We start from the raw sequence: 18,942 nt of genomic DNA on the forward strand, positions 1-18,942 counted from the left end.
GGCATGTCATGTCCATAGCCCTCCCGTGAAGATCACGAGAGGCATGAGGGGAGAGAATGACCCTCTGTGGAAACCGCGCGACTCCCGTTCTTCGTCTACGGCACGCTCCGCCCCGGCGGCCCCCACCACGACCGCTTCCTGCGCGGACGCTCCCGCGCGGAGGAACCGGCCCGCCTGCACGGCGCCGTGCTCTACGCCGGCCCCGGCCACCCGTACGCCGTGCAGGCGTCGCGGGGACCCGGGGCAGTGGTCGCCGGGGAACTCGTCACCGCCCGGCCGGAGGCGTACGACGACCTGCTCACCGCCCTGGACGTGCTGGAGGAGTACGTGCCGGGCGACCCGCGCAACCTGTACGACCGCGTGGCCAGAACGGTCGTACGGGACGCCGACGGGGCGCCCGTCCGCGCCTGGGTGTACGTCGCCGCCCCGGCCGTCGCCGCACGGCTGCGGGCCCGGGGCACACCGATCGAGGGCGGCACCTGGCCCGTGCGCTGACCGCTACGGCGTGCCCGCCGGCGCCGCCGCCTCCGTCACCGCTTCCACCCGAACCGCGCACACCTTGAACTCCGGCATCCGCGAAGTCGGGTCGAGTGCCGGGTTGGTCAGGGTGTTGGCACGCCCCTCGCCCGCCCAGTGGAACGGCATGAACACGGTGTCGGGCCGGATGCCGGTGGTGATGCGGGCCGGCGCCACCGCCCGCCCGCGCCGCGAAACGACGGCCACCGGATCGCCCTCGGCCGCCCCCAGCCGCGCCGCCAGCCGAGGGTGCAACTCCACGAAGGGGCCGGGCGCGGCGGCGTTCAGCTCGTCCACCCGCCGGGTCTGCGCGCCCGACTGGTACTGCGCCACCACCCGCCCGGTGGTCAGCAGCACCGGGTACTCGTCGTCCGGCTCCTCGGCGCTCGGACGGTGCGAGACGGTCACGAACCTGGCCCGCCCGTCGTCGGTGGCGAAGCGGTCGAGGAAGAGACGAGGGGTGCCGGGATGCCGGACGGCGGTCCCGGTGGCTTTGCCCGTCCCGTCCGTCCCATCGGTCCCGCCCATCCGATCGATCCCCTCCGTCTCGTCCGTCTCGTCCGTCTCGTTTGTCCCGCTGGTCCTGCTGGTCCTGCTGGTCCCGCCGGCCCGGTCTGTCCCGCCAGCCTCGCGAGGCCCGTTCGCCCCGCCTGTCCCGCCGATCCTGTCTGTCCAGCCGGTCCCGTCCGCGCCGTCTGTCCCGCCGGTCCCGTCCGACTCGTCCGTTCCGCCGGTCTCGTTCGCCCCGTCCGTTCCGCCGGTCCCGTCCGCCCCGTCCGCTCCGTCCGCGCCGTCTGTCCCGCCGGTTCCGTCCGTCCCGTCCGGCGCCGGGCACGGCCAGAACACCCCGTTCTCCTCCGCCAGCCGCCGGTAGTCGATCCCGGAGTAGTCCGCCGGACCGCCCGCGCTCGCCCGGCGCAGCTCCTCGAAGACCTCCTCGGGCTCGGTCGGGAAGCCCTTCTCCACGCCGAGCCGATCGGCCAGTTCGTGCAGCACCTCCAGGTCGCTGCGGATCCCCTCCGGCGGACTGATCGCGCGCCGCCGCAGCAGCACCCGCCCCTCCAGGCTGGTCGTGGTCCCCGTCTCCTCCGCCCACTGCGTCACCGGCAGCACCACGTCCGCCAGCGCCGCCGTCTCGGAGAGCACCACGTCGCACACGGCCAGGAAGTCCAGTGACCGCAGCCGCTCCTCGACATGGGCCGCGCGGGGCGCCGACACCACCGGGTTGGAGCCCATCAGCAGCAGCGACCTGATGTCCGTGCCCAGCGCGTCCAGCAGCTCGTAGGCGCTGCGCCCCGGCCCCGGCAGCGAGTCCGGATCCACACCCCACACCTCGGCGACGTGGAGCCGCGCCGCCGGGTCGGTCAGCTTGCGGTAGCCGGGCAACTGGTCGGCCTTCTGCCCGTGTTCGCGCCCGCCCTGCCCGTTGCCCTGCCCGGTCAGGCAGCCGTACCCCGACAGGGGGCGCCCGGCCCGCCCGGTCGCCAGGCACAGGTTGATCCACGCGCCCACCGTGTCCGTCCCCTTGGCCTGCTGCTCGGGCCCGCGCGCGGTGAGCACCATCGCCGCCTCCGGCTCGCAGAACAGCCGCACCGCCTCCCGCAGTTCGGGAACGGAAACCCCCGTGATCCGCTCCACGTACTCCGGCCAGTGCCCCATCGCCGCCGCCCGCGCGTCCTCCCAGCCGGCCGTGCGCTCCTCGACGTACCGCTCGTCTACCCGCCCCTCGGCGACGACCAGGTGCAGCATGCCCAGCGCGAGGGCCAGGTCGGTGCCCGGCCTCGGTGCCAGGTACAGGTCGGCCTGCTCGGCGGTCTTCGTGCGGCGCGGGTCGACGACGATCAGCGTGCCGCCGTTCTCGCGCAGCTCGGTGAAGTACCGCAGGGACGGCGGCATCGTCTCCGCCGGGTTCGACCCGACGAGGATCACGCACCCGGTCTTCGGAATGTCCTCCAGCGGGAACGGCAGCCCCCGGTCGAGACCGAACGCCCTCACACCGGCCGCCGCCGCCGACGACATGCAGAACCGCCCGTTGTAGTCGATCTGCGAGGTGCCCAGCACCACCCGGGCGAACTTCCCCAGCGTGTACGCCTTCTCGTTGGTCAGCCCGCCCCCGCCGAACACCCCGAGCGCGTCCGCGCCGTGCTCCGCCCGCGTGCGGGCCAGGTTCCCGGCGATCCGCCCCAGCGCCTCCTCCCACGAGGCCGGCACCAGCGTTCCGTCGCCGGACCGCACCAAGGGAGAGGTCAGCCGCACCCGGGACGACAGCACCGCCGGCGCCGTCCGCCCCTTGCCGCACAGCGCGCCCCGGTTCACCGGGAAGTCGGCGCGCTCGGACACCTCGACGGTCCCGTCGGCGGCGGGCGTCAGGTTCATCCCGCACTGGAGGGCGCAGTACGGGCAGTGCGTGGGCGTGGCGGTGTGCTGCGTGGCGGTGTCCCGCATGCCGGTGTTCTGCATGCCGTCCAGCGTGCGGCGCCCGTGTTACGCGACCGGGCGGCGGTTTGTTACGCCGCCGGGACGGTGACCTCCCCGGGGCCCGCCGGCCGCGGTGAGGGGCGGGTCACCGCTCACCGGCCAGGTCCAGGGCCTGCGCCACCCCCGGCTCCTTCGGCCCGAGGAAGGTGGGATCCGGCTCGAAGACCGCGTCCAGCGCCGCCTTCCCCGCCGCGAGGATCTCCCGAGCGCCCCCGTAGTACCAGGTCACATCGTGTACGTCGGCGGCCCCGACGCCGTACGAGGCCACCCCCGCCTCCTGGCACAGCGCCACCGCGCGCCGGATGTGGAAGCCCTGGCTGATCAGGACCGCCCGGTCCACGCCGAAGACCTTCTTCGCGCGGACGCAGGAGTCCCAGGTGTCGAAACCGGCGTAGTCGCTGACGATCCGCCCGTCGGGAACCCCGCGCCGGACCAGGTACGCGCGCATGGCGTCCGGCTCGTCGTACTCCTCGCGGCTGTTGTCACCGGTGACGAGGACCACCTCGATCCGGCCCGCGCGGTACAGCTCGGCCGCCGTGTCCAGCCGGTGCGCGAGGTACGGCGACGGCTCGCCCTCCCACAGCCCGGCGCCGAAGACGACGGCGACCTCGGTGCGGGGCACGTCGGCCGTGGTGCGCAGCCGGTCGCCGGTCACCAGGTGCAGCCACGTGGCCGGCAGCAGCCCCAGCACGCACCCGGCGACCACCGCCCGGATCAGCCGCCGCCGCCCCTTGCGGGTGCGCGGCAGGCGCGGTCTGCGAAATCTCCAGCGGCGCATCGGTGTCGGTCCCCTCCCTGATCGTCTCCTGACCCCAGGGACGTCCGGGCGCGCCGTCCGGTTCACCGGCCGCTCACACGCGGTGCCCGGCGCCGTGTGAACCGCCGGAAAATCCCTGTGACCTCCGCGCAACGGGGAGGCAACGTCCGGCGGTCACCCTCGACGCATGACGGCGATGACACTGATGGGCAGGCCGACGAGCACGGCGGCACCGGGCGGCACCCCCGCCCTGGTCGTCGTCGCCCACGGCAGCCGCGACCCGCGCGCGCTGAGCACCGTACGCGCCCTCCTCGACCGGGTCCGCGCCCTGCGCCCGGGCCTGCCGGTGCACCTCGGGCACATCGAACTGAACGAGCCCCTGCTCCCCGACACGCTCGCCGCCCTGGGAGACGGGGCGGCCGTCCTCGTCCCCCTCCTCCTCAGCCGCGGCCACCACGTCAAACGGGACATCCCCGAGATGGCCGCGGCCTCCCCGGCCCGCACGCGCGTCGCCGCCCCCCTCGGCCCGCACCCGCTGCTCGTGGACGCCCTCCACGACCGCCTGGTGCAGGGCGGCCGGCCCGTTGACGCGGGGCCGGACCACGCGGTCGTCCTCGCCTCCGCGGGCTCCCGCGACCCGGACTCCAGGACCGACACGGCCCGCACGGCCGCCCTCCTGTCCGCCCGCCTCGGCGCCCCGGTGGTCCCGGCGTACGCCTCGGCGGCGGCTCCGACGGTGCCGGAGGCGGTACGCGCACTGGAGGCCCGGGGCCACCGCGACATCGCCGTCGCCTCGTACTTCACGGCCCCGGGCCGGTTCGCGACGGAGTGCGCGGCAGCGGCCCCGCGGATCGCGTCGGCTCCCCTGGGCACCCACCCGGCGATGGCCCGCCTCCTCCTCCACCGCTACGACCGGGCACTGGTGACCGACGGCGGGACCAACGCACCTGAAGGGGCGCGGGACGCATCGACTCGGGGCTCCGCCGCGTGGGCGCGACCAGCCACAACGCACCCCGCACGCGAAAGCGCACCGCACCCGGCACACGCGTAGGCGACCCGACTGTCACCCCTTCCCCTTACTGTTCATGACATGGAAGGCACCGCACCCCCACCCCCGTACGACCCGACGTCAGTCGCCCGCTACGCCCCGGAACCGGACAAACGCCCCGGCCGCACCGCCTTCCAACGCGACCGCGCCCGCATCCTGCACTCCTCGGCCCTGCGCCGCCTCGCCGGCAAGACCCAGGTCGTCACGCCGGGGGAGCGCAGCCCCGTCTGGGACGCCAGCCCCCGCACCCGCCTCACCCACTCCCTGGAATGCGCCCAGGTCGGCCGCGAGCTCGGCGCCGCCCTCGGCTGCGACCCGGACCTCGTCGAGGCCGCCTGTCTCTCCCACGACCTGGGCCACCCGCCCTTCGGCCACAACGGCGAACAGGCGCTCAACGCCTTCGCCGAGGACTGCGGGGGCTTCGAGGGCAACGCCCAGTCCCTCCGCCTCCTCACCCGCATCGAGCCCAAGCGATTCACCGAGGACGGCTCCGTCGGCCTCAACCTCACCCGCGCCACCCTCGACGCCGCCACCAAGTACCCCTGGCCCCGAGGTGCCCACCCCACCGACCCCGCCTCGCCCAAGTTCGGCGTGTACGACGACGACCGGCCCGTCTTCGAGTGGCTCCGCGAGGACGCCCCCGGCGCCCGCACCTGCTTCGAGGCCCAGGTCATGGACTGGGCCGACGACGTGGCGTACTCCGTGCACGACGTCGAGGACGGCCTGCACGCCGGTCACATCGACCCGAACTGCCTGCTCGCCGACCCCGAGCGCGAGGCGGTCTTCGAGGTCGCCGTCGGCCGCTACGTCCCGGCCGGCACCGACCACGCCGAACTCGCCGCCGCCCTGGACCGCCTCCTCGCCCAGGACTGGTGGCCGCACGGCTACGACGGCTCGGCCGTCGCCCAGGCCAGGCTGAAGGACGCCACCAGCCAGCTCATCGGCCGCTTCTGCCTCGCCGCCGAGACCGCCACCCGCGCCGCCCACGGAGACGGCCGGCTCACCCGGTACACGGCGGAACTGGTGGTCCCTGGGGAGACCCGCATGGAGTGCGCCGTCCTCAAGGCGGTCGCCGTGCGCTACGTCATGCAGCGCACCGAGCAGGAGCGGCTCCGCGCCGACCAGCGCGTCGTCGTCGCCGAACTGGCCGAGGCGCTCACCGCCCGCGCCCCCGACGGCCTCGACCCCCAGTTCCGCGCCCTGTTCGACGGGGCCGCCGACGACCGCGCCCGCAAACGGGTGATCGTCGACCAGATCGCCTCCCTCACCGATGCCTCGGCCCGCTCGCTTCACGCCCGCCTGACGGGGCATCCATGAGACTGACGGGACGGGTGTGACCCGACAGGCACTCAGGGCCCCCGAGACACGGGCCTCCGCGGCCTGATCGCGTCACTCCCCCTTCCCGCACCACGCCACGTGCGGGACGCTCGCATGTGGCGGCACCCAGACGAGGAGGCAGACAAGTGGTCGACGCGGATCAGACATTCGTCATCGTCGGAGGCGGCCTGGCGGGCGCGAAGGCGGCCGAGACACTCCGCACGGAGGGTTTCACCGGCCGGGTGATCCTCGTCTGCGACGAGCGCGACCACCCCTACGAGCGCCCGCCGCTGTCCAAGGGCTACCTCCTCGGCAAGGAGGAGCGCGACAGCGTCTTCGTGCACGAGCCCGCCTGGTACGCGCAGCACGACATCGAGCTGCACCTCGGCCAGACCGTCGTCGCGATCGACCGCGCCGCCAGGACCGTCCACTACGGCGACGACGGCACCCGCGCCGGGTACGACAAGCTGCTCATCGCGACCGGCGCCGAGCCCCGCCGCCTCGACGTCCCCGGCACCGGCCTCGCCGGCGTCCACCACCTGCGCCGCCTCGCCCACGCCGAGCGCCTCAAGGGCGTCCTCGCCTCCCTCGGACGGGACAACGGCCACCTCCTGATCGCCGGCGCCGGCTGGATCGGCCTGGAGGTCGCGGCGGCGGCCCGCGAGTACGGGGCGGAGGTCACCGTCGTCGAGCCGGGTCCGACCCCGCTGCACGGCGTCCTCGGCCCCGAGCTGGGCTCCGTCTTCGCCGAGCTGCACGAGGCGCACGGCGTCCGCTTCCGTTTCGGCGTGCAGCTGACCGAGATCATCGGCCAGGACGGCATGGTCCTCGCCGCCCGCACCGACGACGGCGAGGAGCACCCCGCGCACGACGTGCTCGCCGCGATCGGCGCCGCCCCGCGCACCGCGCTGGCCCAGGCCGCGGGCCTGGAGATCGCCGACCGCGCGCACGGCGGCGGCATCGTCGTCGACGCGAACCTGCGCACCTGCGACCCCGACATCTACGCGGCCGGCGACGTGGCCTCCTTCCACCACGCCCTCTTCGACACCAGCCTGCGCGTGGAGCACTGGGCCAACGCCCTCAACGGCGGCCCGGCGGCCGCCCGCGCGATGCTCGGCCGGGGGCTCGCCCACGACCGCGTGCCCTACTTCTTCAGCGACCAGTACGACCTCGGCATGGAGTACTCCGGCTGGGCGCCCGCGGGGTCGTACGACCAGGTGGTGATCCGCGGGGACGCGGCGAAGCGCGAGTTCATCGCCTTCTGGGTGAAGGAGGGCGTCGTCCTGGCCGGGATGAACGTGAACGTGTGGGACGTCACGGAGCCGATCCAGCAGCTGATCCGCTCGAAGGCCCCGGTGGACACGGAGGCGCTGGCGAACCCGCACGTATCGCTCGAAAGCCTCGTCGCGTAGCTGTCAGTCCGTCGCCGGCCCCGATTCCCGGGGGGACAACCCCCGGAACCCCGGCCGAATCCCGGCGGTGCCGCGTCGGACGGCCGCTTCGCGGCGGGCCGGACCTCCCGGGCAGAGCCCATCGCCGGGCCCGAGCATGTCGGTGCCGCCCCGTAGACTTCACGCGTGGCTGGACGGATCAACGACGAGGACGTGAAGGCGGTACGGGACGCGGTCCCGATCGACGCCGTGGTGTCCGAGTACCTCCAGCTGAGGAACGCGGGCGGCGGCAACCTGAAGGGCCTCTGCCCCTTCCACGACGAGAAGTCCCCGTCCTTCCAGGTCAGCCCGAGCAAGGGGTTCTTCCACTGCTTCGGCTGCCAGGAGGGCGGCGACACCATCACGTTCGTGATGAAGATCGACCACCTCACCTTCTCGGAGGCGGTCGAGCGCCTGGCCGGTCAGGCCGGCATCACCCTGCGCTACGAGGAGGGCGGGTACAACCCCACCCACCAGCGCGGCGAACGCATCCGCCTGGTCGAGGCCCACAAGATCGCCGCCCAGTGGTACGCGGAGCAGCTCGCGACCAGCCCCGAGGCCGACACGGGCCGCGCCTTCCTCGCGGACCGCGGCTTCGACCAGGCCGCCGCCCAGCACTTCTCCGTCGGCTACAGCCCCCAGGGCTGGGACCACCTCACCCGCTTCCTGCGCGGCAAGGGCTTCAGCGACAAGGAGCTGGTCCTCTCCGGCCTCTCCCAGGAGGGCCGCCGCGGCCCCATCGACCGTTTCCGCGGCCGCCTGATGTGGCCCATCCGCGACATCGGCGGCGATGTCGTCGGCTTCGGCGCCCGCAAGCTCTACGAGGCGGACAACGGCCCGAAGTACCTGAACACCCCGGACACCGCGATCTACCGGAAGTCCCAGGTCCTCTACGGCATCGACCTGGCGAAGAAGGACATCGCGAAGGCGTCCCGCGCGGTCGTCGTCGAGGGCTACACGGACGTCATGGCCTGCCACCTCGCCGGCGTCACCACCGCCATCGCGACCTGCGGCACGGCTTTCGGCGGCGACCACATCAAGATCCTCCGCCGCCTCCTGATGGACAACGGCTCCGCCCGCGTGATCTTCACCTTCGACGGCGACGCGGCCGGCCAGAAGGCGGCCCTGCGTGCCTTCGAGGACGACCAGAAGTTCGCCGCCGAGACGTACATCGCCATCGCGCCCGACGGCATGGACCCCTGCGACCTGCGCCTGGCCAAGGGCGACGACGCGGTCGCCGACCTGGTCGAGCCGCGCACCCCGCTCTTCGAGTTCGCGCTCCGCCAGATCGTGAGCCGCTACGACCTGGACACCCCGGCCGGCCGCGCGTCGGCGCTGGACGAGGCCGCCCCGGTCGTCGCCCGCATCAAGAACAGCGGCGCCCAGCACGAGGTCGCCGTGCAGCTCGCCGGCATGCTCGGCATCCTCGACACGCAGTTCGTGGTCAAGCGGATCGCCCAGCTGGCCCGCTGGTCCCGCGACCGCGGCGGCAAGGGCCCCGCCCCCGACCGGCAGCAGCGCGGCGGTGGCGGCGCCCCGCAGCAGTACGCCGGACCCGCCGGCCCCGGCCCCCGCGGCGGCCCGGCCCTCAACCTCCGCAACCCCGTCTTCGCCACCGAACGGGAGCTGCTCAAGCTCGCCCTCCAGCGCCCGGAGCTGGTCTCCCCGGCCTTCGACGCGTACGGCGTCGACGAGTTCACCGCCCCGCCCTACGCCGCCGTACGCGAGGCGATCATGGAGGCGGGCGGCGCCGAGTTCGGCGTCCAGGACCCGCAGGGCTACCTGGTCCGAGCCCGCGAGGCCGCCCCCGACGACGCCGTCCGCGCCATGGTCACCGAACTCGCGGTCGAGGCGATCATGCTGCACCGCGGGGTGAAGGACGTCGACGAGGTCTACGCGGGCGCCCAGCTGGTCACCGTCCGCCGCCGGGCCGTCGAGCGCCGCATCCGCGACATCACGGGCCGCCTCACCCGCCTCACGGGCCACGGCGACCCCGCCGAACTGGCCGCCGTACAGAACGAGCTGTGGGTCCTCCAGCAGTACGACCAGACCCTGCGCGTACAGGGCGCCGCCGCCCTCTAGGACCGACCGCGGGTAACCGCGCGGTCACGCGCGGGCGCAAAAAGTCACCGCACGCCCCTCGTGGCGGTGATGTGTCGTACCCCACACTGGGGGCGGTGCCTGAGTCCTCGGAGCGCGGCCGTTCCGTCCCGGCGGGTCGCTGATTCCCGCGGTTCCGTTCACGGGTACGGGGCGGACCGCGGCGAACGAGCCGGCTCCGCTCCCGAAGTACCGCCGCCGGCCCCCGTCGGCCGCGTCCATCCTGGAGGTCGCCCCCGTGCAGACCCAGACCCTCACCCAGACCGACACCAGTACCGACGGCGCGGAGCCGGACGCGGAGAGCGGTGTCCTCGTCGCGATGCCGCCGCAGCACCGCGCCGCGCACCACCCCGAGAACGGGCCGCAGGAGCCGCCCGCGGCGGACGACGCCCGCGAAGCGGCCGAGCACCCCGGCGGCGCCGACGCCCCCGAGCCCGGCGGACCGCCGCCGCCCACCCGCACGGAGACCGGCGGGCCCTCCTCCGACCTGTTCCGGCAGTACCTGCGGGAGATCGGCCGGATTCCGCTGCTCACCGCGGCCGAGGAGGTCGACCTCGCCCGGCGCGTGGAGGCCGGGCTGTTCGCCGAGGAGAAGCTGCGGCTCGCCGTCGACCTGGACAGCCGGCTCGCCCTGGACCTCGACCGGCTCGTCGTCATGGGCCGCCTGGCCAAGCGGCGCCTGATCGAGGCGAACCTGCGGCTCGTGGTGTCGGTGGCGAAGCGGTACGTCGGGCGCGGGCTGACCATGCTGGACCTGGTCCAGGAGGGGAACCTGGGGCTGATCCGGGCCGTGGAGAAGTTCGACTACGCCCGCGGCTACAAGTTCTCCACCTACGCCACCTGGTGGATCCGCCAGGCCATGTCCCGGGCGCTGGCCGACCAGGCGCGCACCATCCGCGTCCCCGTCCACGTCGTGGAACTCATCAACCGGGTCGTCCGCGTCCAGCGGCGCATGCTCCAGGAACGCGGCTACGAGCCGACCCCGCAGGACGTCGCCGCCCACCTGGACCTGGCCCCCGAGCGGGTCGGCGAGGTGCTGCGCCTCGCCCAGGAGCCGGTCTCCCTGCACGCCCCGGTCGGCGAGGAGGACGACGTCGCCCTCGGCGACCTCATAGAGGACGGCGACGCCGCCAGCCCCGTCGAGTCGGCCGCGTTCCTGCTGCTGCGCGAGCACCTGGACGCGGTGCTCTCCACCCTCGGCGAGCGCGAACGCAAGGTCGTCCAGCTCCGCTACGGCCTGGTCGACGGCCGCCCCCGCACGCTGGAGGAGATAGGCCGCATCTTCGGCGTGACCCGCGAGCGGATCCGCCAGATCGAGTCCAAGACCCTCAACAAGCTCCGCGACCACACCTTCGCGGACCAGCTGAGGGGCTATCTGGACTGAGCGGACACGAGCGGACGGACACCCTTGCTCCGTCCCTGACTCCGACCCCTACTCCACCTCCGCCACGGCCTGCGCGAACTGGGCCTGGTAGAGCCGCGCGTAGGCCCCGCCGGCCGCCAGCAGCCCGGCGTGCGCGCCCTGCTCGACGATGGACCCGTTCTCCATCACGAGGATCGTGTCCGCGTCCCGGACCGTCGACAGCCGGTGCGCGATCACGAACGACGTCCGCCCGTGCGCCAGCTTGGCCATCGCCTTCTGGATGAGCACCTCGGTACGGGTGTCCACGGACGACGTGGCCTCGTCGAGGACCAGGATCACCGGGTCGGACAGGAACGCCCGCGCGATGGTGACGAGCTGCTTCTCACCGGCGCTCACCCCCGTGCCCTCGTCGTCGATCACGGTGTCGTAGCCGTCGGGCAGCGTCCGCACGAACCGGTCGGCGTGCGCGGCCCGCGCGGCCTCCTCGATCTCCCCGCGGGTGACCTTCCGCGACGCCCCGTACGCGATGTTCTCCGCGATGGTGCCGCCGAACAGCCAGGTGTCCTGGAGCACCATGCCGATGCCGGCCCGCAGCTCGTCCCTGGACATCTTGGCGATGTCCACGCCGTCGAGGGTGATCCGGCCGCCGGAGACCTCGTAGAACCGCATCAGCAGATTGACGAGGGTGGTCTTCCCGGCGCCCGTGGGCCCGACGACGGCGACCGTGTGGCCCGGCTCCACCTTCAGCGACAGGTCCTCGATCAGCGGCTTCTCCGGGTCGTAGCGGAAGGAGACGTGCTCCAGCTCCACCCGCCCGCGCAGGTCCTCGGGCCGGGCGCCCGGGATCGGGTCCGCCGACTGCTCCTCGGCGTCCAGCAGCTCGAAGACCCGCTCCGCCGACGCCACACCCGACTGCACCAGGTTCGCCATCGACGCGACCTGCGTCAGCGGCATCGAGAACTGCCGGGAGTACTGGATGAAGGCCTGTACGTCACCGATGGACAGGGAGCCCGAGGCGACCCGCAGGCCGCCCACCACCGCGACGAGCACGTAGTTCAGGTTGGACACGAACATCATGAGCGGCTGCATGACCCCGCTGTTGAACTGCGCCTTGAACCCGGCCTCGTACAGCGCGTCGTTCTCCTCGGCGAACTGCTTCGCCGACTCCTCCTGGCGCCCGAACACCTTCACCAGGGCGTGTCCGGTGTACATCTCCTCGATGTGCGCGTTCAGCCGCCCCGTCGAGCGCCACTGCTGCACGAACTGCGGCTGCGACCGCTTGCCCACCCGCGTGGCCACCACGTACGACAGCGGCACCGTCACCAGCGCGACCAGCGCCAGGATCCAGGAGACGTAGAACATCATCGCCAGCACGCCGATGATGGTCAGCAGCGAGTTGATCAGCTGGCCCATGGACTGCTGCAGCGTCTGCTGGATGTTGTCGATGTCGTTCGTCGCCCGGCTCAGCACCTCGCCGCGCTGCCGCCTGTCGAAGTACGACAGCGGCAGCCGCGACAGCTTCGTCTGCACGTCCTCCCGCATCCGGAACATGGTCCGGTTGACCGCGCGGTTCACCAGCCGCGTGGCCACCGCCATCAGCAGCCCGGCCACGGCGAACACCGCCAGCGCGAGCAGCAGCACCTCACCCACCGCACCGAAGTCGATGCCCCGGCCCGGGGTGAAGTCCGTGCTGCGCAGCATGTCGGCGACATCGCCGTCGCCGCGCTCGCGCATGGAGTCCAGGACCTGTTCCTTCGTGGCCCCGGACGGCATGTCCCGCCCGACGATGCCCGCGAAGACCAGGTCGGTGGCCCTGCCGAGGATCTTCGGCCCGATCACACTGAGGCCGACGCTGACGACCAGGCACGCCAGCAGCGCGCAGAGGACCACCCGCTCCGGCCGGAACCGGGCGACGAGCCGCTTGCCCGACCCCTTGAAGTCCATCGAACGCTGGTCGGGACCGCCCCCGGCCATCATGCGACCCGCAGGTCCGGCCATCAGGCGGCCTCCGCTTCCGTCAGCTGGGAGAGCACGATCTCCCGGTAGGTCTCGTTGTCCGCCATCAGCTCCTGGTGCCGGCCCACGCCGACCACCCGCCCCTCGTCCAGCACGATGATCCGGTCCGCGTCCCGGATGGTCGCCACCCGCTGCGCCACGATCACCACGGTCGCCTCGGCCGTCTCCCGGCCCAGCTCGGCACGGAGCGCGGCGTCGGTGGCGTAGTCGAGGGCGGAGAACGAGTCGTCGAAGAGGTAGATCTCCGGGCGCTGGACCAGCGTCCGGGCGATGGCGAGACGCTGCCGCTGGCCACCCGACACGTTCGTGCCGCCCTGCGAGACCGGCGCGTCGAGCCCGCCCTCCAGCCGCTCCACGAACTCCCTGGCCTGCGCCACCCCCAGCGCGTGCCACAGCTCCTCGTCGGTGGCGTCCGGATTGCCGTAGCGCAGATTGGTGGCCACCGTGCCCGCGAACAGATACGGCTTCTGCGGCACCAGCCCCACGGTCCTGGCCAGTAGCTTCGGATCGACGGTCCGTACGTCCACCCCGTCGACCAGCACCTCGCCGTCCGTGGCGTCGAACAGCCGGGGGACCAGCCCGAGCAGCGTGGACTTGCCGCTGCCGGTGGAGCCGATGACGGCGGTCGTCTCGCCCGGCCGGGCCACCAGGTCGATGTGCCGGAGCACCGGCTCCTCGGCACCGGGGTAGCGGAAACCGGCCCCCCGGAGCTCCAGGTGCCCGTGCCGGCGCAGCTCGGTGACCGGCGCCACCGGCGGCACCACACTGCTCCCGGTCCCCAGGACCTCCTGGATGCGCTCGGCGCACACCTCCGCGCGCGGCACCATCATGAACATGAAGGTGGCCATCATCACGGACATGACGATCTGCATGAGGTAGGCGAGGAACGCGGTCAGATCGCCGATCTGCATCCCGCCGCTCTCGATCCGGTGGGCGCCGAACCACACCACCGCGACCGACGACACGTTCACCACCGTCATGACCACGGGGAACATCAGCGCGAGCAGATTGCCGGAACCCAGCGCCACCTCGGTCAGATCCGCGTTGGCCTTCCGGAAGCGCTGCTGCTCGTACTCGTCCCGCACGAAGGCGCGGATGACCCGGTTGCCGGTGATCTGCTCGCGCAGCACCCGGTTCACCGTGTCCAGCCGCTCCTGCATGGCCCGGAACAGCGGCCGCAGCCGCCGCACGATGAGGGTCACGCAGATCGCCAGCACCGGCACCACCGCGACGAGCACCCCGGACAGCGGCACGTCCAGACCGAGCGCCATCACGATGCCGCCGACGCACATGATGGGCGCCGACACCATCAGCGTGAAGGTCATCAGGGCCAGCATCTGGACCTGCTGCACGTCGTTCGTGGTCCGGGTGATCAGCGAGGGAGCGCCGAAGGTGCCGACCTCGCGCGCCGAGAAGGACTGCACCCGGTCGAAGACCGCGCCCCGCAGGTCCCGGCCGACCGCGGCCGCGGTCCGCGCGCCGTAGTAGACGGCACCGATGTTGCACACGACCTGGACCAGCGAGATGCCGATCATCAGGGCGCCGTAGCTCAGGATGTAACCGGAGTCCCCCTTCACGACCCCTTCGTCGATGATGCCCGCGTTCAGGGTCGGCAGGTAGAGGGAGGCGCAGGTCTGCAGGAACTGCAGCGCCACCAGCAGGGCGATGGGTTTTCGATAGGGCCTGAGACAGGTCCGCAGGAGTCGTATGAGCACGCTGGGTCTCTCGGAGTCGGCGACGGGGGCGGTTGGTTGCCCCTGGCCCCTATCGTCGGACACTCCACCCGCGTTACCTCAACCGATTAACCCAACGGCGCGCTACTTCCGGCCTTACGGGCGGCGCGGGTGCCGCTCCTCACGTGCGCAGCGCGCCCGGATGCGTCTGCTCCCGCACCGACACGAACTGCTGTCGCACCGCCTGCCCCACCGCCAGCTCCTCGCCCGGCTCCAGCACCTGTGCGACCGCGCCCTGCCAGACGGGGGGAGTGCGCGGGTCGAGCGTGCCCTGGGACACGCCCAGCGCCCAGGCCGCCTGCCGGGCGGAGCCGATCGCGGCGTAGTCCGCCGGCTGCGGTACGACGACCTGCGTCCCGAACAGCGCGGGCGCCGCCGCCTGCACGGCCGGCAGCTCGGCCGCCGCGCCCAGCAGGAAGACCCGCCGCACGTCCACGCCCCGGCCGCGCAGCACGTCGAGGGCGTCGGCGAGACCGCACAGCATGCCCTCGAACGCGGCCCGCGCCAGATGCTCCGGCTTCATCGACTCGCGCCGCAGGCCGGCCAGCGTGCCGGCGGTGTGCGGCAGGTTCGGTGTGCGCTCGCCCTCCAGGTAGGGCAGCAGCACCAGTCCGTGCGAGCCCGGCGTCGACTTCATCGCCAGCTCGGACAGGCTCTCCAGGTCCGGCACGCCGAGCAGCTCGGCGGCGCCCCGCAGGGTCCGTACGGCGTTCAGGGTGGTGACGACCGGCAGGTGCATGCCGGTGGCGTCCGCCAGGGCCGTGATCATGCCGGACTGGTCGACGAGCGGCTCGGTGTGCACGGCCATGACGGACCCGGAGGCGCCCAGCGACACCACCGCGTCGCCCAGTCCGATCCCCAGCCCGAAGGCGGCGGCCTGCGTCTCGCCGGTCCCGGCGGAGATCAGCAGACCCTCCGGCGTCGTACCGGCCGCGTCGGCCGGGCCGATCACCTCCGGCAGCATCACCTGATGCCCGAGCGCCATCTCGACCAGATCGGGCCGGTAGCCGTTGCTCGCCGCCGACCAGTAACCGGTCCCGGACGCTCCGCCCCGGTCGGTGGTCCTGCGGACCGGCCGCCCGAGCAACTGCCACACCAGCCAGTCGTGGGCCTGGAGCAGCACGGCGGTCCGTGCGGCCGCCTCGGGTTCGGTCCGGGCCAGCCAGCGCAGCTTGGTCACCGGCTGCGCGGCCTGCGGCACCGAGCCCACGGCCTGCGCCCACGCCTCACGCCCGCCGAGCGCGTCGATCAGGTCGGCCGCGGCCACCTGGGAGCGCTTGTCGCCGCCCACCATGGCCGGGCGCACGGTGTTGCCCTGCGAGTCCAGCGGCACGACCGAGTTCGCCTGCGCGGACACGCCGATGGCCTGCACCCCCTCCAGCAGGCCGCCGCCGGCGGCCTCCCCGAGGGACAGCAGCCAGGCCTGCGGATCGACGTCCGACGGACGGCCCCCGCCCTCGGGGCTCTCCACCGGATGCGGCGCGTAGCCCTGCCGCAGCACGGCGCCCGTGTCCGAATCGCAGACGACGATACGAGTGAAATCGGGCGAACTGTCCAACCCGGCGACTATCCCCATGCCCGAAATTCTGCCGCACCGTGAGCGATGTCCGTACCCGGTGGGGGCACGAGACCCGGCACAGGCACCCGTCTCAGGTGTTGCTGGTGCCCCAGTCGTCCGCTCCGCTGCCGTTCGTGTTGCGTTCGCGCAGGGAGCGGACCCGCTGGGTCACCGAATCGGGCATCCGGTCCCCGACCTTGTCGCTCACCGCGGTGTACGCCTTGTCCGCGAAGTGCCTGCCCTGTTGGGCCGCCGACTCGGCGGTGTTGCGTACGGCGGGGTTCTGCGCGACCTGACGGGCGGACTTCCGCAACTGCTCGTACCGCTCCCGACCGGCCTTCGTGCCCAGCACGTATCCCACCGCGAGTCCGACGACGAACGTGAGCCGGTAACGCATGGCGGCCACCCTTCCCTTGCCCTAGGTCCCCGGTGCCGGGGAGTACCGATTGGCGGAGCACCCCCCTGCTTGCGCTAATGTATGTGTCGCAGCGAGCGCGCGCCCCCTGGCGGATACCCAGGAGGAGGCGTTCGATGCAACGAGTCAATCCTCGGTAGCTCAATTGGCAGAGCAGCCGGCTGTTAACCGGCAGGTTACTGGTTCGAGTCCAGTCCGAGGAGCTCGGTCCTCCGTAGCTCAATTGGCAGAGCAGCCGGCTGTTAACCGGCAGGTTACTGGTTCGAGTCCAGTCGGGGGAGCACGGTGAACGAGGACCCCGCAGGGGGTCCTTTTTCATGTCCGGGAACCGCGCGGCACGCTGCGGAGTCCTCAAGGTCATGAAGGCGTCGCGGTAGCCGACCATCCGAGGCAGGAGATCGTATGAGCGGCTATGCTGCGGCAGACGGCGCGCACACGTGTACGCGACACGCCGCTATGGGGCGGTAGCTCAGCCGGTTAGAGCAGCGGACTCATAATCCGTCGGCCGTGGGTTCGAGTCCCACCCGCCCCACCGAGCGTCCCCAGGCAGAATCGTTCTGACCTGGGGAAACGTGGATTTCGCGGCGGTTTTCCGGGCGGTACTAGCCGCGCATCGTGCGGTACTGACCCGCTGTCACCCTGTTGCAGCGCACTTCAGGTGCGTCTGACCTGGTCCTTTACGGTAGGTGCCTGAGGGGGCGTCGTGGCGCGATCCCACGGCTGCTGGTCAGTTTGAGTCCGCTCGTCGCGGCGCGTTCTCCGGCAGTCGCTGGAGTCCGAAAGTCCTGGATGCTTGTGGTCAGCGTGTGGCCGAGGGCATCAGGCACTGGGATGAGTTGGGACGGACCGGACCGGCGGTCGCTTCGTCCGGCAAGGCGGCGGGGTGCCGGCGGGCCCATCGTCCCGGGCGCGTAGTCCGGCGCCGGGGAGCGCGCCGCACCTTCGGCGAGGTGGATGCGCTGGCGCGGTCCTCTCCGGGCGCGGGTTTCAGGCAGTGACGCGTGGTGTCCCCGCCTCAAGGGTGCCGTCGTGGGAGGTCCTGGTTCCTGGCGCGCAGGGGCTTCTCGGGACGCAGGTCCTCCGCCACTCCTACCGCGGTCTTCTCGTCGGTCACGAAGGAGAGCAGATAGATGTCCTCCTGCGGATTGATCTGCAGGCGCCCTTCACCTCCGTCGCACTCTCGGGCACCGCCACCTTCATGAACGCCGATGCCTCCGGGGCGCCCATGTCCTTTTCCCAGTGAGAGGTGCGCCCGTCCGTCGTCCGGTGGTCATCCCCGTCGGCACTCGAACAAGAGGTGAGCAGCAGGGCGGCCCCGAGGGCCGCGAGCAGCCGTGGCCGCAGGGCAGATCGGTTGTTCACCGGTTCTCCTCGTCGCCGCGCGAGACGTCCTCGCGGGACCCTTCGCGCCCAGGGGCCGCCGGTGTCACCCCGGGGGCTGAGCCACTGTTCAGATCCTGGGCGTAGGTGCTGCTGCCGCGCATGTTGAATTCCTGGGCGAATCCCACCTTGTGCAGGCGCCCCATGTCGTCGTCGGGAATGGTGAGGCCGCCGGGGAACGTCGTCGATTTTTCAGAGTCCCAGTTGTACCGGCCCCACACGTTGACCTGGTAGTCGAGTGAGGCCTGCGGCTTGCCGCCGTCGCCCGGAGTGACGGTGACCATGCCCGATACATTCTGCTGGTGCGACCCGACCGCGTGGAACCATTCGTCATCACCGAAGGACCGCCCGATCGCCTGGCTCTCCACGGGGACGACGACTGTCCCGTCGCCGCCGGCCTTCTCGAACTCTGCGAGAGCCTTCTGACGCCATGCTTCCTCGTTCTCGGCGATGTGAAGCGTGCCCACGTCGGTCCGGAACCCGGAATCGTCGTGCAGGAATGACGCCCTGGTCGGAGATGCGCATGCCGTCCTTGATCGCGTCGGTGCGCACGCCGCCCCCTGCCGCCGGGGCGAGTTGGTTCAGTCTCATCGAGTCCGTGTGCTGGGCGGCCACATCGTTCTTGATCTGCTGCCACTCGTCCCAGGCCATGGCCCCCGTCATTGTGATCGTTGCCAATAAACATACGGAACGGTATTGCTCAGGCGACAGCTGTTGCCTGGCCAAAAGCTCGCTGTGAGGGGCCTCGCGGTTTCCGGACAGGCTTCTGACCGTCTATTTCACGCGGCGATTCGCAACTTCTCGTACTCGGCGTGGACTTCGCGCGGAGGG

The 18,942-nt window shown here is 72.2% G+C and carries 12 protein-coding genes, 3 tRNA genes and 1 pseudogene; 9 read left to right on the forward strand and 7 right to left on the reverse strand.

Translation table 11 applies throughout. The features are described 5' to 3' along the window. Window positions 1-66: 66 nt before the first annotated feature. Window positions 67-495: a gamma-glutamylcyclotransferase family protein gene (locus ACIQ1J_RS28970; RefSeq protein WP_403561372.1), complete on the forward strand. Its 429-nt coding sequence runs from the start codon at window positions 67-69 to the stop codon at window positions 493-495. A 3-nt stretch (window positions 496-498) separates the two neighbouring features. Here ACIQ1J_RS28970 and ACIQ1J_RS28975 read toward each other — a convergent pair whose 3' ends face one another. Continuing rightward, window positions 499-2,976, reverse strand: coding sequence for a molybdopterin oxidoreductase family protein (locus ACIQ1J_RS28975; protein ID WP_403561374.1), 2,478 nt, complete (start codon window positions 2,974-2,976; stop codon window positions 499-501). A gap of 103 nt (window positions 2,977-3,079) precedes the next feature. Continuing rightward, complete coding sequence (locus ACIQ1J_RS28980) at window positions 3,080-3,772, reverse strand: vancomycin high temperature exclusion protein (RefSeq protein ID WP_403561376.1); 693 nt, start codon at window positions 3,770-3,772, stop codon at window positions 3,080-3,082. A 166-nt stretch (window positions 3,773-3,938) separates the two neighbouring features. On the opposite strand from ACIQ1J_RS28980, the gene ACIQ1J_RS28985 reads away from it, so the two are divergent. From ACIQ1J_RS28985 to ACIQ1J_RS29005, 5 genes and pseudogenes are all read left to right on the forward strand, one after another. Next, window positions 3,939-4,802 (forward strand): sirohydrochlorin chelatase, encoded by an 864-nt coding sequence (locus ACIQ1J_RS28985; RefSeq protein WP_403561378.1) that lies wholly within the window; start codon window positions 3,939-3,941, stop codon window positions 4,800-4,802. Between the two features lie 39 nt (window positions 4,803-4,841). Further along, complete coding sequence (locus tag ACIQ1J_RS28990) at window positions 4,842-6,116, forward strand: deoxyguanosinetriphosphate triphosphohydrolase (RefSeq protein ID WP_403561380.1); 1,275 nt, start codon at window positions 4,842-4,844, stop codon at window positions 6,114-6,116. Between the two features lie 146 nt (window positions 6,117-6,262). Beyond that, a complete protein-coding gene (locus ACIQ1J_RS28995) occupies window positions 6,263-7,528 on the forward strand; it encodes an NAD(P)/FAD-dependent oxidoreductase (protein WP_403561382.1) in 1,266 nt (421 codons plus the stop codon). Window positions 7,529-7,693: 165 nt separating this feature from the next. After that, window positions 7,694-9,628 (forward strand): DNA primase, encoded by a 1,935-nt coding sequence (dnaG, locus tag ACIQ1J_RS29000; RefSeq protein WP_403561384.1) that lies wholly within the window; start codon window positions 7,694-7,696, stop codon window positions 9,626-9,628. A 95-nt stretch (window positions 9,629-9,723) separates the two neighbouring features. Then, window positions 9,724-11,030: pseudogene (locus tag ACIQ1J_RS29005) on the forward strand (RNA polymerase sigma factor). A gap of 48 nt (window positions 11,031-11,078) precedes the next feature. Here ACIQ1J_RS29005 and ACIQ1J_RS29010 read toward each other — a convergent pair. The 4 genes from ACIQ1J_RS29010 to ACIQ1J_RS29025 form a co-directional block, all read right to left on the reverse strand. Next, window positions 11,079-13,007, reverse strand: a complete 1,929-nt coding sequence (locus ACIQ1J_RS29010) for an ABC transporter ATP-binding protein (protein WP_403561386.1) — start codon at window positions 13,005-13,007, stop codon at window positions 11,079-11,081. After that, window positions 13,007-14,740, reverse strand: coding sequence for an ABC transporter ATP-binding protein (locus tag ACIQ1J_RS29015; RefSeq protein ID WP_403561388.1), 1,734 nt, complete (start codon window positions 14,738-14,740; stop codon window positions 13,007-13,009). Before ACIQ1J_RS29015 ends, ACIQ1J_RS29010 begins: the two co-directional genes overlap by 1 nt. A gap of 139 nt (window positions 14,741-14,879) precedes the next feature. Next, window positions 14,880-16,334, reverse strand: coding sequence for an FGGY-family carbohydrate kinase (locus ACIQ1J_RS29020; RefSeq protein ID WP_210962459.1), 1,455 nt, complete (start codon window positions 16,332-16,334; stop codon window positions 14,880-14,882). 73 nt (window positions 16,335-16,407) lie between these two features. Next, window positions 16,408-16,713, reverse strand: a complete 306-nt coding sequence (locus tag ACIQ1J_RS29025) for a YtxH domain-containing protein (protein ID WP_403561391.1) — start codon at window positions 16,711-16,713, stop codon at window positions 16,408-16,410. Between the two features lie 148 nt (window positions 16,714-16,861). Between ACIQ1J_RS29025 and ACIQ1J_RS29030 the strand changes: the two genes are divergently transcribed. The 3 genes from ACIQ1J_RS29030 to ACIQ1J_RS29040 all read left to right on the forward strand — a co-directional run bounded on the left by ACIQ1J_RS29030 (window position 16,862) and on the right by ACIQ1J_RS29040 (window position 17,263). Beyond that, window positions 16,862-16,934, forward strand: a tRNA-Asn gene (locus ACIQ1J_RS29030). A gap of 5 nt (window positions 16,935-16,939) precedes the next feature. Beyond that, a tRNA-Asn gene (locus ACIQ1J_RS29035) sits at window positions 16,940-17,012 on the forward strand. A gap of 177 nt (window positions 17,013-17,189) precedes the next feature. Further along, a tRNA-Ile gene (locus ACIQ1J_RS29040) sits at window positions 17,190-17,263 on the forward strand. Window positions 17,264-18,089: 826 nt separating this feature from the next. Here the strand turns inward: ACIQ1J_RS29040 and ACIQ1J_RS29045 are convergent. Next, window positions 18,090-18,578: a hypothetical protein gene (locus ACIQ1J_RS29045; protein ID WP_403561393.1), complete on the reverse strand. Its 489-nt coding sequence runs from the start codon at window positions 18,576-18,578 to the stop codon at window positions 18,090-18,092. Between the last annotated feature and the right edge of the window lie 364 nt (window positions 18,579-18,942).

Source organism: Streptomyces sp. NPDC097107 (assembly GCF_044762405.1).
Lineage (GTDB): Bacteria > Actinomycetota > Actinomycetes > Streptomycetales > Streptomycetaceae > Streptomyces > Streptomyces thinghirensis.